We start from the raw sequence: 15,028 nt of genomic DNA on the forward strand, positions 1-15,028 counted from the left end.
TGGCAGTGGATGAGTGCGCCGGTTACAGCTGAACAGCTGGGCCAGAGCGACGTTTCCGGATTGCAGGGTTCTTGTGCAACGTATGCCACATTTTCGCATGCCTAGGGACTTTTCGTTCCGCGTTATCCCGACTGGCTTGTGATCCGACTATTAAGGCTTCGCCTTCGCCGCCCTGGGGTTTCCTCCAAGGCCCGGGCGGCGGGGCAACGCAACAAGAGAGCGGCCGGAAGCGGCTGCTCCGGATAAAACGGAGAACACGAGAGTGCCTACGATTAACCAGCTGGTCCGCAAGGGCCGCACGCCGAAGGTCTCAAAGACCAAGGCTCCCGCCCTTAAGGGCAGCCCGATGCGCCGCGGTGTTTGCACCCGCGTTTACACCACCACCCCCAAGAAGCCGAACTCGGCTCTGCGTAAGGTGGCACGTGTGCGCCTCAACGGCGGCATTGAAGTAACCGCCTACATCCCCGGTGTTGGCCACAACCTGCAGGAGCACTCCATTGTGCTCGTTCGCGGTGGTCGTGTGAAGGACCTCCCGGGTGTCCGCTACAAGATCGTCCGTGGCGCCCTCGATACCCAGGGCGTGAAGAACCGTAAGCAGGCCCGCAGCCGCTACGGCGCAAAGATGGAGAAGAAGTAATATGCCTCGCAAGGGTCCGGCCCCCAAGCGGCCGCTCGTTTCGGATCCGGTCTACGGTTCCCCGCTGGTTACCCAGCTCATCAACAAGGTGCTCGTTGACGGCAAGAAGTCCACGGCGGAGCGCATCGTCTACGGTGCCCTCGAAGGCGCCCGCGCCAAGTCCGGCGGCGACCCCGTTGCGGCCCTGAAGAAGGCCATGGACAACGTCAAGCCTTCCCTCGAGGTCCGCTCCCGCCGCGTCGGTGGCGCCACATACCAGGTTCCGGTTGAGGTTAAGCCGGGCCGCTCCACCGCACTCGCCCTGCGGTGGCTGGTGGGCTACTCCAAGGCCCGCCGTGAGAAGACCATGACCGAGCGCCTCCAGAACGAAATCCTGGATGCCTCCAACGGTCTCGGTGCCGCTGTGAAGCGTCGCGAAGACACCCACAAGATGGCCGAGTCCAACAAGGCCTTCGCACACTACCGCTGGTAATACTCCCCGGACGCCGCCGGCTCAGCAGAGCCGGCGGCGAACGTGTAGTCCATCCCAAAAGGAGACCCCGTGGCACAGGACGTGCTTACCGACCTTAGCAAGGTCCGCAACATCGGCATCATGGCCCACATCGATGCCGGCAAGACCACCACAACCGAGCGCATCCTTTTCTACACGGGTGTGAACCACAAGATCGGCGAAACGCACGACGGCGCTTCGACCACTGACTGGATGGAACAGGAAAAGGAACGCGGCATCACCATCACGTCTGCCGCCGTGACCTGCTTCTGGGAAAACAACCAGATCAACATTATCGACACTCCCGGCCACGTTGACTTCACCGTTGAGGTTGAGCGCTCCCTGCGCGTCCTCGACGGCGCTGTCGCAGTTTTCGATGGCAAGGAAGGCGTTGAGCCGCAGTCGGAGACCGTGTGGCGCCAGGCCGACAAGTACAACGTCCCGCGTATCTGCTTCGTCAACAAGATGGACAAGCTTGGTGCTGATTTCTACTTCACCGTAGACACCATCATCAGCCGCCTCGGTGCCAAGCCGCTGGTCATGCAGCTGCCCATCGGTGCCGAGAACGACTTCATCGGCGTCGTGGACCTGCTCTACATGCGTGCCCTCGTATGGCCTGGCGACGCCAAGGGCGACGTGACCATGGGTGCCAAGTACGAGATCCAGGAGATCCCGGCCGACCTCCAGGCAAAGGCCGAAGAGTACCGCGCAGCGCTCGTTGAGGCCGTTGCAGAGTCCTCCGAGGAGCTCATGGAGAAGTACCTCGAAGGCGAAGAGCTCAGCATCGACGAGCTCAAGGCCGGCATCCGCAAGATGACCATCAACTCCGAGGTCTACCCGGTGTTCTGTGGCTCCGCGTTCAAGAACCGCGGCGTGCAGCCCATGCTCGATGCAGTTGTGGACTACCTGCCGAACCCGCTTGACGTTCCTCCGATGATCGGCCACGATCCGAAGGACGAAGCCAAGGAACTGACCCGCAAGCCCTCCGCCGACGAGCCGTTCTCGGCCCTGGCGTTCAAGATTGCGGCCCACCCGTTCTTCGGCCAGCTCACCTTCATCCGCGTGTACTCCGGTCACGTCGAGTCCGGTGCCCAGGTGGTTAACTCCACCAAGGGCAAGCGTGAGCGAATCGGCAAGCTGTTCCAGATGCACGCCAACAAGGAAATGCCTGTTGAGGCAGCAACCGCCGGCCACATCTACGCAGCGATCGGCCTCAAGGACACCACCACCGGTGACACCCTGTGCGACGCCAGCAACCAGATCGTCCTGGAGTCCATGAGCTTCCCCGAGCCCGTGATCTCCGTGGCCATCGAGCCGAACACCAAGGGCGACCAGGAAAAGCTGTCCACGGCTATCCAGAAGCTCTCCGCTGAGGACCCCACCTTCCAGGTGTCCCTCAACGAAGACACCGGCCAGACCATCATCGCCGGCATGGGCGAGCTCCACCTGGACATCCTGGTGGACCGCATGCGCCGCGAATTCAAGGTCGAGGCCAACGTGGGTAAGCCGCAGGTCGCTTACCGCGAAACCATCAAGCGTGCCGTGGAGCGCCACGACTACACGCACAAGAAGCAGACCGGTGGTTCGGGCCAGTTCGCAAAGGTCCAGATCGCCATCGAGCCGCTCGACACGGCCGAGGGCGAGCTGTACGAGTTCGAGAACAAGGTCACCGGTGGCCGCGTTCCGCGCGAGTACATCCCGTCGGTTGACGCCGGTATCCAGGACGCGCTGAACGACGGCGTGCTGGCCGGTTACCCGGTTGTCGGCATCAAGGCAACGCTGATCGATGGCGCCTACCACGATGTCGACTCCTCGGAAATGGCGTTCAAGATCGCCGGCCGGATGGCTTTCAAGGAAGCCGCCAGGAAGGCGAACCCTGTCCTGCTTGAACCGCTGATGGATGTCGAGGTCCGCACCCCTGAGGAATACATGGGTGACGTTATCGGTGACCTTAACTCCCGTCGTGGCCAGATGCAGTCCATGGAGGATGCGGCAGGCGTCAAGGTTGTCCGTGCACACGTCCCGCTGTCCGGCATGTTCGGCTACATCGGTGACCTGCGCTCGAAGACCCAGGGTCGTGCTGTTTACTCCATGACGTTCAACAGCTACGCCGAGGTCCCGAAGGCAGTTGCCGACGAGATCATCCAGAAGAGCCGCGGCGAGTAGTCCTTCGGACTTTCAAAGCGAACACCTCGGGTGCGCGGGCCGGCAACGGAAAGCGCAGCCGGTGCAGGTGGCCGGGGCCGGCCGGATCAGTCCGGCCAGCCCGGCTTCGGCCATCTGCACGAACAGGCTCAAGGGACTAGTATTAGTTCCTGAATCTGCAATTTCACCAATCCCAAAGCCCCCAGATAGACTTGCCTGAGTTTCTGCCGCGACAAGCGCGGTTAGAGGGCAAGCCATTTGAAAACGTTCTAGGAGGAACCTGTGGCAAAGGCAAAGTTCGAGCGGACTAAGCCGCACGTCAACATCGGCACCATCGGTCACGTTGACCACGGTAAGACGACGCTGACGGCCGCCATTTCCAAGGTGCTGTACGACAAGTACCCGGATCTCAACGAGAAGCGCGACTTCGCGTCGATCGACTCTGCTCCCGAAGAGCGTCAGCGCGGTATTACCATCAACATCTCCCACGTGGAGTACCAGACCGAGAAGCGTCACTACGCACACGTTGACGCCCCCGGTCACGCTGACTACATCAAGAACATGATCACCGGTGCTGCCCAGATGGACGGCGCAATCCTCGTGGTTGCTGCCACCGACGGCCCCATGGCTCAGACCCGCGAGCACGTTCTGCTCGCCCGCCAGGTTGGTGTTCCCTACCTGCTGGTCGCGCTGAACAAGGCTGACATGGTTGAGGACGAGGAACTCCTCGACCTCGTCGAAATGGAAGTTCGTGAGCTCCTGAGCTCGCAGGGCTTCGACGGCGACGACGCTCCGGTTGTCCGCGTTTCCGGCCTGAAGGCACTGGAAGGCGATCCCGAGTGGGTCAAGTCCGTTGAGGACCTGATGGCTGCTGTGGACGAGTCCGTTCCGGACCCCGTTCGTGACCGCGACAAGCCGTTCCTGATGCCGATCGAAGACGTCTTCACCATCACCGGCCGTGGCACCGTTGTTACGGGCCGCGCCGAGCGTGGTACCCTCGCCATCAACTCCGAGGTCGAGATCGTCGGCATCCGCCCGGTCCAGAAGACCACCGTTACCGGTATCGAGATGTTCCACAAGCAGCTCGACGAAGCATGGGCCGGCGAGAACTGTGGCCTCCTGCTCCGTGGCCTGAAGCGCGACGATGTCGAGCGTGGCCAGGTTGTCGTCAAGCCGGGTTCCATCACCCCGCACACCGACTTCGAGGCAAACGTCTACATCCTCTCCAAGGACGAAGGCGGACGCCACAACCCGTTCTACTCGAACTACCGCCCGCAGTTCTACTTCCGTACCACGGACGTTACCGGCGTTATCACCCTGCCCGAGGGCACGGAAATGGTTATGCCCGGCGACAACACTGAGATGACCGTTGCGCTCATCCAGCCGATCGCTATGGAAGAAGGCCTCGGCTTCGCTATCCGCGAAGGCGGCCGCACCGTTGGTTCGGGACGTGTTACCAAGATCATCAAGTAATTCTTGTTGAACTGAAGAACAGCCCCGCTGCATGAGCAGCGGGGCTGTTCTTTTTGTTTCACTTGTCCCTGATACTCTGGCTGGACCGAAAGGAGATCGTCATGAGCTGGCTTATCTTCCTGATAATCGTGGTTGCCGTGGTGGCAGGCGTGTTCTGGGCCAAGAACCACTTCCGCCACGAGATTGACCGCGCCAAGCGCATCAACAGGGCCAACAAAAACCAGTAGCCCCGGCACCAACGGGAAACGGGGAGGACCGGGCTGGCCTGTTACTGGCCGGTCCGGGCTCTCTTGGCCTGGGAAAGGGCCTGGTACCAGTAATAGGACTGCTTCGGGGTCCGTTCCTGGGTATTGAAGTCGACGTGCACGAGACCAAAGCGCTGGGAGTACCCGGCGGCCCACTCGAAGTTGTCCATCAGGGTCCAGACGTAATACCCCCGCAGGTCAACGCCGGACGCGATGCCGCCCGGGGACGTGGCGTCCAGGGCTGCCCGCAGGTGGCTGGCCAGGTACTGCACGCGTTCCTCGTCCTGGAGCGTTCCGTCCACGGTGTCCGGTTCCGGAAAGCTCGCTCCGCCTTCGGTGATGTACACGGGCGGCAGCGCCTCCCCGTAGCGGTCCTGCAGTTCCCTCAGCAGGATGCCCAGGTGCCCGGGAGCCACCGGCCAGCCGAAACCCGTATGGGGAAGGTCCGGGTACCCCACCTCGCGGTACGGCAGCCGGGCTACCGCCTTGTGCGGTTCAGCAGGGATGGGTGTCACACCGGATCCGATGGCGACCTTGATGGGGTAGTAGTAGTTGAGCCCGTAGAAGTCCAGTGGCTGGTGTACAGTCCTCAGGTCGGCGTCGGACATCCTTCGGCCGGAGCGCAGCCACGGCCTGGCGTACAGGGGGACTGAAGGATAACGGCCCAGCAGGACAGGGTCAGCGTAAATCCTGTTCATCAGCAGGTCGTACATACGGGCTATCGACCTGTCGCCGATGCTTCCGGAAGCAGGGCGGACAGGCGCGTGCAGGTTGGTTACGCCCACGCCGCCGGCAACTCCGGCGGCGCGGAGGGCCTGGACGCCAAGCCCGTGTGCCAGCAGCTGATGGTGCACTGCAGGAAGGGCGTTGAACATCAGCGCATGGCCGGGGGCGTGAACCCCGAGGGCGTAACCGTTCAGGGTGACTGACAGGGGTTCGTTCAGGGTCACCCACTGCGCCACGCGGTCCCCAAACCGTTCACCGGCTGCCGCTGCGTAGTCGCCAAAGCGTTCCGCGGTTTCGCGGTTCAGCCAGCCCCCGCGGTGCTCCAGGGGCAATGGGGTGTCCCAGTGGTAAAGGGTGGCCATCGGGGCAATGCCGGCGTCCAGCAACTGGTCGATCAGCCGGTCGTAAAAATCCAGGCCCTCTTCATTGAAACGGCCCCGCCCGTCAGGCTGGATGCGGGGCCATGACAGCGAGAACCGGTAGGAGTCCACGCCCAGCTCCCGCAGCAGTGCCACATCCTCGGGAAGCCTGTTGTAGTGGTCGCAGGCGACGGCGGGGGAGTGGCCGTCAACGATGGCGCCGGGTTTCTCGGCGAACGCGTCCCAGCCGGAGGGTCCGCGGCCGCCTTCGCGCAGGGCGCCTTCGACCTGAAAGGCCGCGGCGGCGACGCCCAGGGTGAACGACGGCGGCATGCGGTTGGCCAGTTCCGTCACCGATTCAGTGCTTTCCAGCGTCATGTCCTTATCATCTATTCGCGGACACCCGAGGGCAATGACCTGCCCGGGCTTGCCTGAGAAGGGGCGATTCGCATCTGCCCCGGATTTCTGGCAAACTAGATGAGTTGTTCAAGCGCTTCTTCGTGTCCCGGTCCGGATAATGCCGGATGCAGGGTCCAAGTTGAAGACCAAACATAACCCACCCCAATGGAATTGCGGATTTGTATGCGTGTTGAGCGCGACACGCCCGACCGCGGGGGTCGGTTGCGCCGGCAAGGTGAGGAACCCGGATTCATCCGGATTCAGCTTGTGCGGCGGGTGGTGGTTACGACCTCAAATGCTTCGGCAGCCATACAACGAGAAAGTGAACAGGGCAGCCCTAAACCGGGGAAGCACAGACTGAAAGAGAGTCAGGCGACATGGCGGGACAAAAAATCCGCATCCGGCTGAAGTCATACGACCACGAGGTCATTGACGTTTCAGCACGGAAGATCGTTGAGACGGTCACGCGCGCAGGCGCAACGGTAGTTGGCCCCGTGCCGCTGCCCACGGAGAAGAACGTGTACTGCGTGATTCGTTCTCCGCACAAGTACAAGGACAGCCGCGAGCACTTTGAAATGCGCACGCACAAGCGTCTTATCGACATCATCGATCCCACGCCCAAGGCCGTCGACTCGCTCATGCGCCTCGACCTGCCGGCCGACGTGAACATCGAAATCAAGCTGTAGGGAGGTGCTGAGAAACTATGACCGCAACCCGTAACGTAAAGGGCCTGCTGGGCACGAAGCTCGGCATGACCCAGGTCTGGGACGAGAACAACAAGCTCATCCCCGTCACTGTGGTCCAGGCAGATTCGAACGTCATCACCCAGCTGCGCAACGCTGAGACTGATGGCTATGTCGCCGTCCAGATCGGCTACGGCCAGATCGATCCCCGCAAGGTCACCAAGCCGCTGGCTGGTCACTTTGAAAAGGCAGGCGTCACGCCTCGCCGCCACGTCGTCGAACTCCGTACCGCAGATGCTGCCGAGTACGAGCTGGGCCAGGAACTCTCCGTGGAGCTCTTCCAGGCCGGCCAGAAGATCGACGTCATCGGAACCACCAAGGGTAAGGGCTTCGCCGGTGTTATGAAGCGTCACGGCTTCTCCGGCGTTGGCGCTTCCCACGGTGCCCACAAGAACCACCGTAAGCCCGGTTCAATCGGTGGTGCATCCACCCCGAGCCGCGTCTTCAAGGGCATGCGAATGGCTGGCCGCATGGGCGCCGTTCGTCACACCACGCTGAACCTCACCGTTCACGCGGTTGACGTCGAGAAGTCGCTGCTCCTGATCAAGGGTGCCGTTCCCGGTGCCCGCGGCCAGGTCGTCTTCGTACGCACCGCCGTGAAGGGAGCCTAGTCCAATGGCTAACACTGTCCAGGTTGACCTGCCTGCAGAGATCTTCGACGTCCAGACCAACGTGCCGCTGCTGCACCAGGTTGTCGTTGCCCAGCTCGCTGCTGCTCGCCAGGGTACCCACAAGACCAAGACCCGCGCTGAAGTTTCCGGTGCAGGACGCAAGCCGTTCAAGCAGAAGGGCACCGGCCGGGCCCGCCAGGGTTCCGTCCGCGCTCCGCACATGACCGGCGGTGGCGTTGTCCACGGTCCCACTCCGCGTGACTACAGCCAGCGCACCCCCAAGAAGATGATTGCTGCTGCACTGCGCGGCGCACTGTCTGACCGGGCCCGCAACGGACGCATCCACGTTGTCTCCGAGCTGGTGGCAGGCGACAAGCCGTCCGCCAAGGCTGCACTGGCAACGCTCCGCGGTGTTTCCGACCGCAAGAACCTGCTGGTTGTCATCGAGCGCGCCAATGATGTTGCTGCACTGTCCGTGCGCAACCTCGCCGATGTTCACGTTCTGTACGCAGACCAGCTGAACACCTACGACGTTCTCGTCTCTGATGACGTTGTCTTCACCAAGGCTGCCTACGACGCATTCGTTGCCGCCAAGGCTAAGAACGAGGAGGATGCCAAGTGAGCGCAGCCACCATCAAGGATCCCCGCGACGTCGTGCTTGCACCCGTCGTGTCGGAAAAGAGCTATGGCCTGATCGACGAGGGCAAGTACACCTTCCTGGTGGACCCCCGGTCGAACAAGACCGAGATCAAGCTGGCCGTGGAGAAGATCTTCTCCGTCAAGGTCGAATCGATCAACACCATCAACCGTGCCGGTAAGCGCAAGCGCACCAAATTCGGATGGGGCACCCGCAAGAGCACCAAGCGTGCGATTGTCACCCTCAAAGAAGGCACCATCGACATCTTCGGCGGTCCGCTCGCGTAGCGGAGACCACTTTAACGAGGACATAAATTATGGGAATCCGTAAGTACAAGCCGACTACACCGGGCCGTCGTGGCTCGAGCGTAGCGGACTTCATCGAGATCACGCGATCGACGCCGGAAAAGTCGCTGCTGCGTCCGCTGCCCAAGTCGGGTGGCCGCAACAACACCGGTAAGATCACAACCCGCCACAAGGGCGGCGGACACAAGCGCCAGTACCGTCTGATCGACTTCCGTCGCCACGACAAGGACGGCGTTGACGCCCGCGTTGCCGAGATCGAGTACGATCCGAACCGCACGGCCCGCATCGCACTCCTGCACTACGTTGATGGCACCAAGCGTTACATCATCGCTCCCAACAAGCTGGCCCAGGGCGACTTCGTTGAAGCCGGCCCCAACGCCGACATCAAGCCCGGCAACAACCTGCCCCTGCGCAACATCCCGGTGGGTACCGTTGTGCACGCGGTTGAACTGCGTCCGGGCGGCGGCGCCAAGATGGCCCGCTCCGCTGGTGCTTCGGTCCAGCTCGTTGCCAAGGAAGGCCGCTTCGCCCAGTTGCGCCTGCCTTCCGGTGAAATCCGCAACGTCGACGTGCGCTGCCGCGCAACCGTCGGCGAGGTGGGCAACGCCGAGCAGTCCAACATCAACTGGGGCAAGGCCGGCCGTATGCGCTGGAAGGGCGTCCGCCCGACCGTCCGTGGTGTCGCCATGAACCCCGTTGACCACCCGCACGGTGGTGGTGAGGGTAAGACCTCCGGTGGTCGTAACCCCGTCAACCCGAACGGTAAGCGGGAAGGCCGCACGCGCCGCCCCAACAAAGAGAGCGACAAGCTTATTGTGCGTCGCCGTCGTACTGGCAAGAACAAGCGATAGGAGCCTGGACACATGCCACGCAGCCTGAAAAAAGGTCCTTTCGTTGACCAGCACCTCTTTGTGAAGGTAGCCAGGGAAAACGAAAAGGGCACCAAGAACGTCATCAAGACCTGGTCCCGCCGTTCGATGATCATCCCCGACATGCTCGGGCACACGATCGCCGTACACGACGGACGCAAGCACATCCCGGTGTTTGTCACCGAGTCGATGGTCGGGCACAAGCTCGGCGAATTCGCTCCCACGCGGACATTCCGCGGCCATGTCAAGGACGACCGTAAGGGCAAGCGCCGCTAAGGCGCCTGTACTTACGTCATAGACGAGAGAAGGAAAGCAATGGAAGCCAAGGCAATTGCGCGCCACATCCGCGTAACGCCTATGAAGGCCCGGCGCGTCGTCAACCTTGTTCGTGGATTGCAAGCGAATGAGGCTCTGGCAATTCTGAAGTTCGCCCCGCAGGCAGCTTCGGAGCCGGTATTCAAGGTAGTACAGTCGGCAATCTCCAACGCCCGGGTCCTCGCGGACCGCGACGGCGTGGCGTTTGACGAAGGCGACCTCATCATCAGCGAAGCGTTTGTTGATGAAGGCCCGACCATGAAGCGGTTCCAGCCGCGTGCCCAGGGTCGTGCATTTCAGATCAAGAAGCGCACCAGCCACATCACCGTGGTAGTCGCTACCCCGGAGAAAGAGGAGGCTCGCTAAGTGGGACAGAAAGTAAACCCGCACGGGTTCCGACTCGGCGTCACCACCGATCACGTATCGCACTGGTTCGCCGACAGCACCAAGTCCGGCCAGCGGTACAAGGACTTCGTCCGCGAGGACATCCGCATCCGCCAGCTCATGTCCACCGGCATGGAGCGTGCTGGCATCGCCAAGGTCGAGATCGAGCGCACCCGTGACCGCGTCCGCGTGGACATCCACACGGCCCGTCCCGGCATCGTCATCGGCCGCCGTGGAGCTGAAGCAGACCGCATCCGCGGCGAGCTCGAAAAGCTCACCGGCAAGCAGGTCCAGCTGAACATCCTCGAGGTCAAGAACCCCGAGATGGAAGCCCAGCTTGTTGCCCAGGGCGTTGCGGAGCAGCTGACTTCCCGCGTGGCATTCCGCCGCGCCATGAAGAAGGCGATGCAGTCCGCGCAGCGTGCAGGTGCCAAGGGCATCCGTATCGCCTGCTCCGGTCGACTGGGTGGCGCTGAAATGTCCCGTTCGGAGTTCTACCGCGAAGGCCGTGTGCCCCTGCACACCCTCCGCGCGAACATCGACTACGGCTTCTACGAAGCCAAGACCACCTTCGGCCGCATCGGTGTGAAGGTTTGGATCTACAAGGGTGATGTCACCGCCAAGGAACTGGCCGCACAGGCCGCTTCGGCCCCGTCCCGCGGTGGCCGTGGTGACCGCCCGGGCCGCCCGGGTGGCGCTGACCGTGGTGACCGCCGCCGTCGCAACGAGCGTCCGGCCGCCGACGCAGCTCCTGCTGCCGAAGCACCGGCAGCTGAAGCTGCTGCACCCGCAGCAGAAGGAGGACAGGCTTAAATGCTTATCCCACGTCGAGTCAAGCACCGTAAGCAGCACCACCCGGGTCGTTCCGGCGCTGCTACGGGCGGCACCAAGGTCACCTTCGGTGAGTTCGGTATCCAGGCCCTGAGCCCGGCATACGTCACGAACCGCCAGATCGAGTCCGCCCGTATCGCCATGACCCGCCACATCAAGCGTGGCGGTAAGGTCTGGATCAACATCTACCCGGACCGTCCGCTGACCAAGAAGCCTGCCGAAACCCGCATGGGTTCCGGTAAGGGTTCGCCGGAGTGGTGGGTTGCAAACGTCAAGCCGGGCCGGGTTCTGTTCGAACTCTCCGGTGTCAATGAAGAGGTAGCTCGCGAGGCCCTGCGCCTGGCGATCCACAAGCTGCCGTTGAAGGCACGCATCGTGCGTCGCGAGGGTGGTGAATAGAAATGGCAGTAGGGTCCAAGGATCTGGCTCCCGCAAAGCTGGACGGTTTCGACAACGAACGTCTCGTTGAAGAACTCCGCAAGGCCAAGGAAGAGCTGTTCAACCTGCGTTTCCAGTCCGCCACCGGACAGCTGGAGAACCACGGTCGTCTGCGCGCGGTCAAGAAGGACATTGCCCGCATCTACACCGTTCTCCGTGAGCGCGAGCTGGGCATCCGTGCCGAGGTTGCCGCACCGGTTGTGGAAGCCAAGGAAGAAAAGAAGTCCAAGAAGGCTGCAGCCAAGAAGGCCGATGAGGCTGAAACGGCTGAGACCGAGGAGGACGCCAAGTGAGTGAAAAGGACGGAAACGTGACGGAAACTGCTACCGCCGCCAAGGCCGGTCAGCGCGGTTACCGCAAGACGCGTCGCGGTTACGTTGTCTCCGACAAGATGGAAAAGACCATCGTTGTTGAGGTTGAGGACCGCGTAAAGCACGCCCTGTACGGCAAGGTCATCCGCCGTACCTCCAAGGTCAAGGCACACGACGAAGAGAACACCGCCGGCATCGGCGACCTCGTTGTCATCGCCGAGACCCGTCCGCTGTCCGCCACCAAGAACTGGCGGCTCGTGGAAATCCTCGAGAAGGCCAAGTAGCATCCGCTGCGGAAGCTGTTGAAGCCCCTGCTCCTTCGGGAGCGGGGGCTTCCTCGTTTTAACGCGTCACGGGGAGCAGGCTTTTGGTGGACATACGACGGCGGTGCGGCGGCTTTGCGGGGGGAGCGGCACCCCAGGCGGGACAAAAGGCTGCCGTGCGTGACGCCGTCGTCCGTCTTGCGGGGGAAGCGGAACTGGTGATATGGGGATCAGTGAAAATCATGCTAGGATATTGAGTTTGTATGGCGCCTTTCGGGCGCTGTTCATCAAACTCGTAAACAAGCGTGCCACAGCACAGTGCTTTCTTGCGCCCGGGACCAGTCCCGGACCGGATGGGGGCAACTGCTTCTGGCACGGGCGTTTAGGCCTGGCCTGGCAAAATCCAGGCAGGTCAAGAGACACCCCGATCAACCGTTCCGCAAGGCTCATTCCGTAGGAAGATTTTCGGTCTGAGAACCGGCGCGACGCAAGGAGTAGATAGTGATTCAGCAGGAGTCGCGACTGAAGGTCGCCGACAACACGGGTGCTAAGGAAATCCTTACCATTCGCGTTCTCGGTGGATCCGGCCGTCGCTACGCAGGCATCGGTGACGTCATAGTCGCCACCGTCAAGGACGCAATCCCTGGCGGCAACGTGAAGAAGGGCGACGTCGTCAAGGCTGTCGTCGTTCGTACCAAGAAGGAACGCCGCCGTGCGGACGGTTCCTACATCAAGTTTGACGAGAACGCAGCTGTGATCCTGAAGAACGACGGCGACCCCCGCGGTACCCGTATCTTCGGACCGGTTGGTCGTGAACTGCGTGACAAGAAGTTCATGAAGATCGTTTCTCTGGCTCCGGAGGTGCTCTAGTCCATGGCTAAGATCAAGAAGGGTGACCTGGTCCAGGTCATCACTGGCGCCAAGGCTGAGCGCGGCGGCGACCGCGGCAAGCAGGGCAAGGTCCTGCGCGTGTTCCCGTCAACCAACCGGGTGTTGGTTGAAGGCATCAACCGCGTCACCAAGCACACCAAGGTCGGTCAGTCGCAGCGCGGCACCAAGACTGGTGGCATCGAGGTTGTTGAAGCCCCGATCCACATCTCCAACGTTGCCCTGGTTGACCCGTCGACCAAGAAGCCGACCCGCGTGGGCTTCCGCCTCGACACCGTAGAGAAGGACGGCGTCAAGAAGACCGTCCGCATCCGCGTGTCCAAGAGCACCGGGAAGGACATCTAATGACTGAGACTCTCGAGACTCCGGCAACGAAGATCGTTCCTCGTCTGAAGACCAAGTACGCAGAATCCATCAAGGCAGCGCTCCTGGATGAATTCAAGTACCAGAACGTGAACCAGGTACCCCGCCTGGTGAAGGTTGTTGTGAACATGGGTGTTGGAGATGCCGCCAAGGACTCCAAGCTGATCGACGGCGCCGTCCGCGACCTCACCCAGATCACCGGCCAGAAGCCGCAGGTCACCAAGGCCCGCAAGTCGATCGCACAGTTCAAGCTGCGCGAAGGCATGCCCATCGGTGCGCACGCTACCCTGCGTGGCGACCGCATGTGGGAATTCGTGGACCGCCTGGTCACCCTGGCCCTGCCCCGTATCCGTGACTTCCGCGGCCTCAACGGCAAACAGTTCGATGGCAACGGCAACTACACCTTCGGTCTGACCGAACAGGTTATGTTCCACGAGATCGACCAGGACAAGATCGACCGCGTCCGCGGTATGGACATCACGGTTGTGACCACTGCCAAGACCGACGACGAAGGCCGTGCGCTGCTCAAGGCGCTTGGTTTCCCGTTCAAGACCGAAGCTTAATCAACTACGTAAAAGGTCCGGCCGCGCTGCTGAGCAGACCGCGGCGGAAACCGTTACGAGGAAGGGCAAGAGCCCACCATGACAATGACAGATCCTGTCGCAGACATGCTTACGCGCCTGCGTAACGCAAACTCGGCATACCACGACACCGTGTCCATGCCGTACAGCAAGCTCAAGGCACGCGTTGCCGACATCCTCAAGGCCGAAGGTTTCATCGCCGGCTGGAAGGAAGAGGACGCTGAGGTCGGCAAGAAGCTGACCCTCGAGCTGAAGTTCGGTCCGAACCGCGAGCGTTCCATTGCTGGCGTTCGCCGCATCTCCAAGCCGGGTCTCCGCGTTTACGCGAAGTCCACCAACCTGCCGCACGTGCTCGGTGGCTTGGGTATCGCAATCCTGTCCACCTCTTCCGGCCTCCTGACTGACAAGCAGGCCGGCAAGAAGGGCGTGGGCGGCGAAGTCCTCGCGTACGTCTGGTAACGGGAAAGGAAGAGAATAATGTCACGTATTGGACGTCTCCCCATCACCGTTCCTGCCGGCGTTGAGGTCAAGGTTGACGGCTCTGTCGTCACCGTCAAGGGATCCAAGGGCGAGCTGAGCCACACCGTGGCCAGCCCCATCGAGGTTGCCCTGGAAGACAGCACCCTGACCGTCACCCGCCCGAACGACGAGCGCGCCTCCCGTTCGCTCCACGGCCTGACCCGCACCCTGATCGCCAACATGATCCAGGGCGTCACCGCAGGCTACGAGAAGAAGCTTGAAATCGTTGGTACCGGTTACCGCGTTCAGGCCAAGGGATCTGACCTCGAGTTCGCTCTGGGCTTCAGCCACCCGGTCAACGTCTCGGCTCCGGCCGGCATCACCTTTGCAGTAGAGGGTCCGACCAAGCTCTCTGTCTCAGGCATCAACAAGCAGCAGGTCGGCGAGGTTGCTGCCAACATCCGCAAGCTGCGGAAGCCTGACCCCTATAAGGGCAAGGGCATCCGTTACGCCGGCGAAGTTATCCGCCGCAAGGTCGGAAAGGCTGGTAAGTAAC

The 15,028-nt window shown here is 61.9% G+C and carries 22 protein-coding genes; 21 read left to right on the forward strand and 1 reads right to left on the reverse strand.

The window, feature by feature from the left end:
• Positions 1–262: 262 nt before the first annotated feature.
• The 5 genes from rpsL (at position 263) to FDW83_RS19660 (ending at position 4,972) form a co-directional block, all read left to right on the forward strand.
• Positions 263–637, forward strand: a complete 375-nt coding sequence (gene rpsL, locus FDW83_RS03295) for a 30S ribosomal protein S12 (RefSeq protein ID WP_003803830.1) — start codon at positions 263–265, stop codon at positions 635–637.
• A 1-nt stretch (position 638) separates the two neighbouring features.
• On the forward strand, positions 639–1,109 hold the full coding sequence (rpsG, locus tag FDW83_RS03300) for a 30S ribosomal protein S7 (protein ID WP_003803829.1): 471 nt from the start codon (positions 639–641) through the stop codon (positions 1,107–1,109).
• 69 nt (positions 1,110–1,178) lie between these two features.
• Positions 1,179–3,293 carry an elongation factor G gene (gene fusA / locus FDW83_RS03305; RefSeq protein ID WP_138136187.1) on the forward strand — a complete coding sequence of 705 codons (2,115 nt, stop codon included), beginning with the start codon at positions 1,179–1,181 and terminating at the stop codon, positions 3,291–3,293.
• Positions 3,294–3,554: 261 nt separating this feature from the next.
• Positions 3,555–4,745, forward strand: a complete 1,191-nt coding sequence (gene tuf, locus FDW83_RS03310; RefSeq protein ID WP_009358310.1) for an elongation factor Tu — start codon at positions 3,555–3,557, stop codon at positions 4,743–4,745.
• 101 nt (positions 4,746–4,846) lie between these two features.
• A complete protein-coding gene (locus tag FDW83_RS19660; RefSeq protein WP_255469931.1) occupies positions 4,847–4,972 on the forward strand; it encodes a hypothetical protein in 126 nt (41 codons plus the stop codon).
• A gap of 41 nt (positions 4,973–5,013) precedes the next feature.
• Here FDW83_RS19660 and FDW83_RS03315 read toward each other — a convergent pair whose 3' ends face one another.
• Complete coding sequence (locus FDW83_RS03315; protein ID WP_138136188.1) at positions 5,014–6,453, reverse strand: GH1 family beta-glucosidase; 1,440 nt, start codon at positions 6,451–6,453, stop codon at positions 5,014–5,016.
• Between the two features lie 398 nt (positions 6,454–6,851).
• Here FDW83_RS03315 and rpsJ point away from each other — a divergent pair, with 398 nt between their 5' ends.
• From rpsJ to rplF, 16 genes are all read left to right on the forward strand, one after another.
• Positions 6,852–7,160 (forward strand): 30S ribosomal protein S10, encoded by a 309-nt coding sequence (gene rpsJ, locus FDW83_RS03320; RefSeq protein WP_003803825.1) that lies wholly within the window; start codon positions 6,852–6,854, stop codon positions 7,158–7,160.
• 17 nt (positions 7,161–7,177) lie between these two features.
• Positions 7,178–7,828: a 50S ribosomal protein L3 gene (gene rplC, locus FDW83_RS03325; protein WP_138136189.1), complete on the forward strand. Its 651-nt coding sequence runs from the start codon at positions 7,178–7,180 to the stop codon at positions 7,826–7,828.
• A gap of 4 nt (positions 7,829–7,832) precedes the next feature.
• Positions 7,833–8,450: a 50S ribosomal protein L4 gene (rplD, locus tag FDW83_RS03330; RefSeq protein ID WP_138136190.1), complete on the forward strand. Its 618-nt coding sequence runs from the start codon at positions 7,833–7,835 to the stop codon at positions 8,448–8,450.
• Positions 8,447–8,752, forward strand: coding sequence for a 50S ribosomal protein L23 (rplW, locus tag FDW83_RS03335; protein WP_003803807.1), 306 nt, complete (start codon positions 8,447–8,449; stop codon positions 8,750–8,752). The genes rplD and rplW overlap by 4 nt, the downstream gene beginning before the upstream one ends.
• A 29-nt stretch (positions 8,753–8,781) precedes the next feature.
• Positions 8,782–9,621, forward strand: coding sequence for a 50S ribosomal protein L2 (gene rplB / locus FDW83_RS03340; RefSeq protein WP_138136191.1), 840 nt, complete (start codon positions 8,782–8,784; stop codon positions 9,619–9,621).
• Positions 9,622–9,633: 12 nt separating this feature from the next.
• Positions 9,634–9,915, forward strand: coding sequence for a 30S ribosomal protein S19 (rpsS, locus tag FDW83_RS03345; protein WP_003803803.1), 282 nt, complete (start codon positions 9,634–9,636; stop codon positions 9,913–9,915).
• Positions 9,916–9,954: 39 nt separating this feature from the next.
• A complete protein-coding gene (rplV, locus tag FDW83_RS03350; protein WP_009358304.1) occupies positions 9,955–10,320 on the forward strand; it encodes a 50S ribosomal protein L22 in 366 nt (121 codons plus the stop codon).
• Positions 10,321–11,151: a 30S ribosomal protein S3 gene (gene rpsC, locus FDW83_RS03355; RefSeq protein ID WP_138136192.1), complete on the forward strand. Its 831-nt coding sequence runs from the start codon at positions 10,321–10,323 to the stop codon at positions 11,149–11,151.
• Entirely contained in the window at positions 11,152–11,568 is a 417-nt protein-coding gene (gene rplP / locus FDW83_RS03360) for a 50S ribosomal protein L16 (protein ID WP_077490645.1), read from the forward strand.
• A 2-nt stretch (positions 11,569–11,570) separates the two neighbouring features.
• Positions 11,571–11,900, forward strand: a complete 330-nt coding sequence (gene rpmC, locus FDW83_RS19690) for a 50S ribosomal protein L29 (RefSeq protein ID WP_138136193.1) — start codon at positions 11,571–11,573, stop codon at positions 11,898–11,900.
• Positions 11,897–12,202 carry a 30S ribosomal protein S17 gene (gene rpsQ, locus FDW83_RS03370; RefSeq protein ID WP_138136194.1) on the forward strand — a complete coding sequence of 102 codons (306 nt, stop codon included), beginning with the start codon at positions 11,897–11,899 and terminating at the stop codon, positions 12,200–12,202. Before rpmC ends, rpsQ begins: the two co-directional genes overlap by 4 nt.
• A gap of 480 nt (positions 12,203–12,682) precedes the next feature.
• The gene (rplN, locus tag FDW83_RS03375; RefSeq protein WP_043119386.1) at positions 12,683–13,051 is read left to right on the forward strand and encodes a 50S ribosomal protein L14; all 369 of its coding nucleotides are present in this window, start codon (positions 12,683–12,685) and stop codon (positions 13,049–13,051) included.
• Positions 13,052–13,054: 3 nt separating this feature from the next.
• Positions 13,055–13,414, forward strand: a complete 360-nt coding sequence (gene rplX, locus FDW83_RS03380) for a 50S ribosomal protein L24 (RefSeq protein ID WP_138136195.1) — start codon at positions 13,055–13,057, stop codon at positions 13,412–13,414.
• Positions 13,414–13,995 carry a 50S ribosomal protein L5 gene (gene rplE, locus FDW83_RS03385; protein ID WP_138136196.1) on the forward strand — a complete coding sequence of 194 codons (582 nt, stop codon included), beginning with the start codon at positions 13,414–13,416 and terminating at the stop codon, positions 13,993–13,995. Before rplX ends, rplE begins: the two co-directional genes overlap by 1 nt.
• A gap of 78 nt (positions 13,996–14,073) precedes the next feature.
• Positions 14,074–14,472 carry a 30S ribosomal protein S8 gene (gene rpsH / locus FDW83_RS03390; protein ID WP_043454616.1) on the forward strand — a complete coding sequence of 133 codons (399 nt, stop codon included), beginning with the start codon at positions 14,074–14,076 and terminating at the stop codon, positions 14,470–14,472.
• A gap of 18 nt (positions 14,473–14,490) precedes the next feature.
• Entirely contained in the window at positions 14,491–15,027 is a 537-nt protein-coding gene (gene rplF, locus FDW83_RS03395) for a 50S ribosomal protein L6 (RefSeq protein ID WP_138136197.1), read from the forward strand.
• Position 15,028: the final 1 nt, after the last annotated feature.

The sequence above is a fragment of the Pseudarthrobacter sp. NamE2 genome, from assembly GCF_005796205.1.
Classification (GTDB): Bacteria; Actinomycetota; Actinomycetes; order Actinomycetales; family Micrococcaceae; genus Arthrobacter.

Excerpts from the sequence above, each read along its gene's own strand:
- rpsH (WP_043454616.1), top strand. The coding sequence starts at position 14,074 with ATGACAATGACAGATCCTGTCGCAGACATGCTTACGCGCCTGCGTAAC.
- rpsS (WP_003803803.1), top strand. The coding sequence starts at position 9,634 with ATGCCACGCAGCCTGAAAAAAGGTCCTTTCGTTGACCAGCACCTCTTT.
- rplX (WP_138136195.1), top strand. The coding sequence starts at position 13,055 with ATGGCTAAGATCAAGAAGGGTGACCTGGTCCAGGTCATCACTGGCGCC.
- rplE (WP_138136196.1), top strand. The coding sequence starts at position 13,414 with ATGACTGAGACTCTCGAGACTCCGGCAACGAAGATCGTTCCTCGTCTG.
- rplD (WP_138136190.1), top strand. The coding sequence starts at position 7,833 with ATGGCTAACACTGTCCAGGTTGACCTGCCTGCAGAGATCTTCGACGTC.
- rplC (WP_138136189.1), top strand. The coding sequence starts at position 7,178 with ATGACCGCAACCCGTAACGTAAAGGGCCTGCTGGGCACGAAGCTCGGC.
- rpsG (WP_003803829.1), top strand. The coding sequence starts at position 639 with ATGCCTCGCAAGGGTCCGGCCCCCAAGCGGCCGCTCGTTTCGGATCCG.
- rplF (WP_138136197.1), top strand. The coding sequence starts at position 14,491 with ATGTCACGTATTGGACGTCTCCCCATCACCGTTCCTGCCGGCGTTGAG.
- rpmC (WP_138136193.1), top strand. The coding sequence starts at position 11,571 with ATGGCAGTAGGGTCCAAGGATCTGGCTCCCGCAAAGCTGGACGGTTTC.
- rpsJ (WP_003803825.1), top strand. The coding sequence starts at position 6,852 with ATGGCGGGACAAAAAATCCGCATCCGGCTGAAGTCATACGACCACGAG.
- FDW83_RS19660 (WP_255469931.1), top strand. The coding sequence starts at position 4,847 with ATGAGCTGGCTTATCTTCCTGATAATCGTGGTTGCCGTGGTGGCAGGC.
- FDW83_RS03315 (WP_138136188.1), bottom strand. The coding sequence starts at position 6,453 with ATGACGCTGGAAAGCACTGAATCGGTGACGGAACTGGCCAACCGCATG.
- rplV (WP_009358304.1), top strand. The coding sequence starts at position 9,955 with ATGGAAGCCAAGGCAATTGCGCGCCACATCCGCGTAACGCCTATGAAG.
- rplB (WP_138136191.1), top strand. The coding sequence starts at position 8,782 with ATGGGAATCCGTAAGTACAAGCCGACTACACCGGGCCGTCGTGGCTCG.
- rplP (WP_077490645.1), top strand. The coding sequence starts at position 11,152 with ATGCTTATCCCACGTCGAGTCAAGCACCGTAAGCAGCACCACCCGGGT.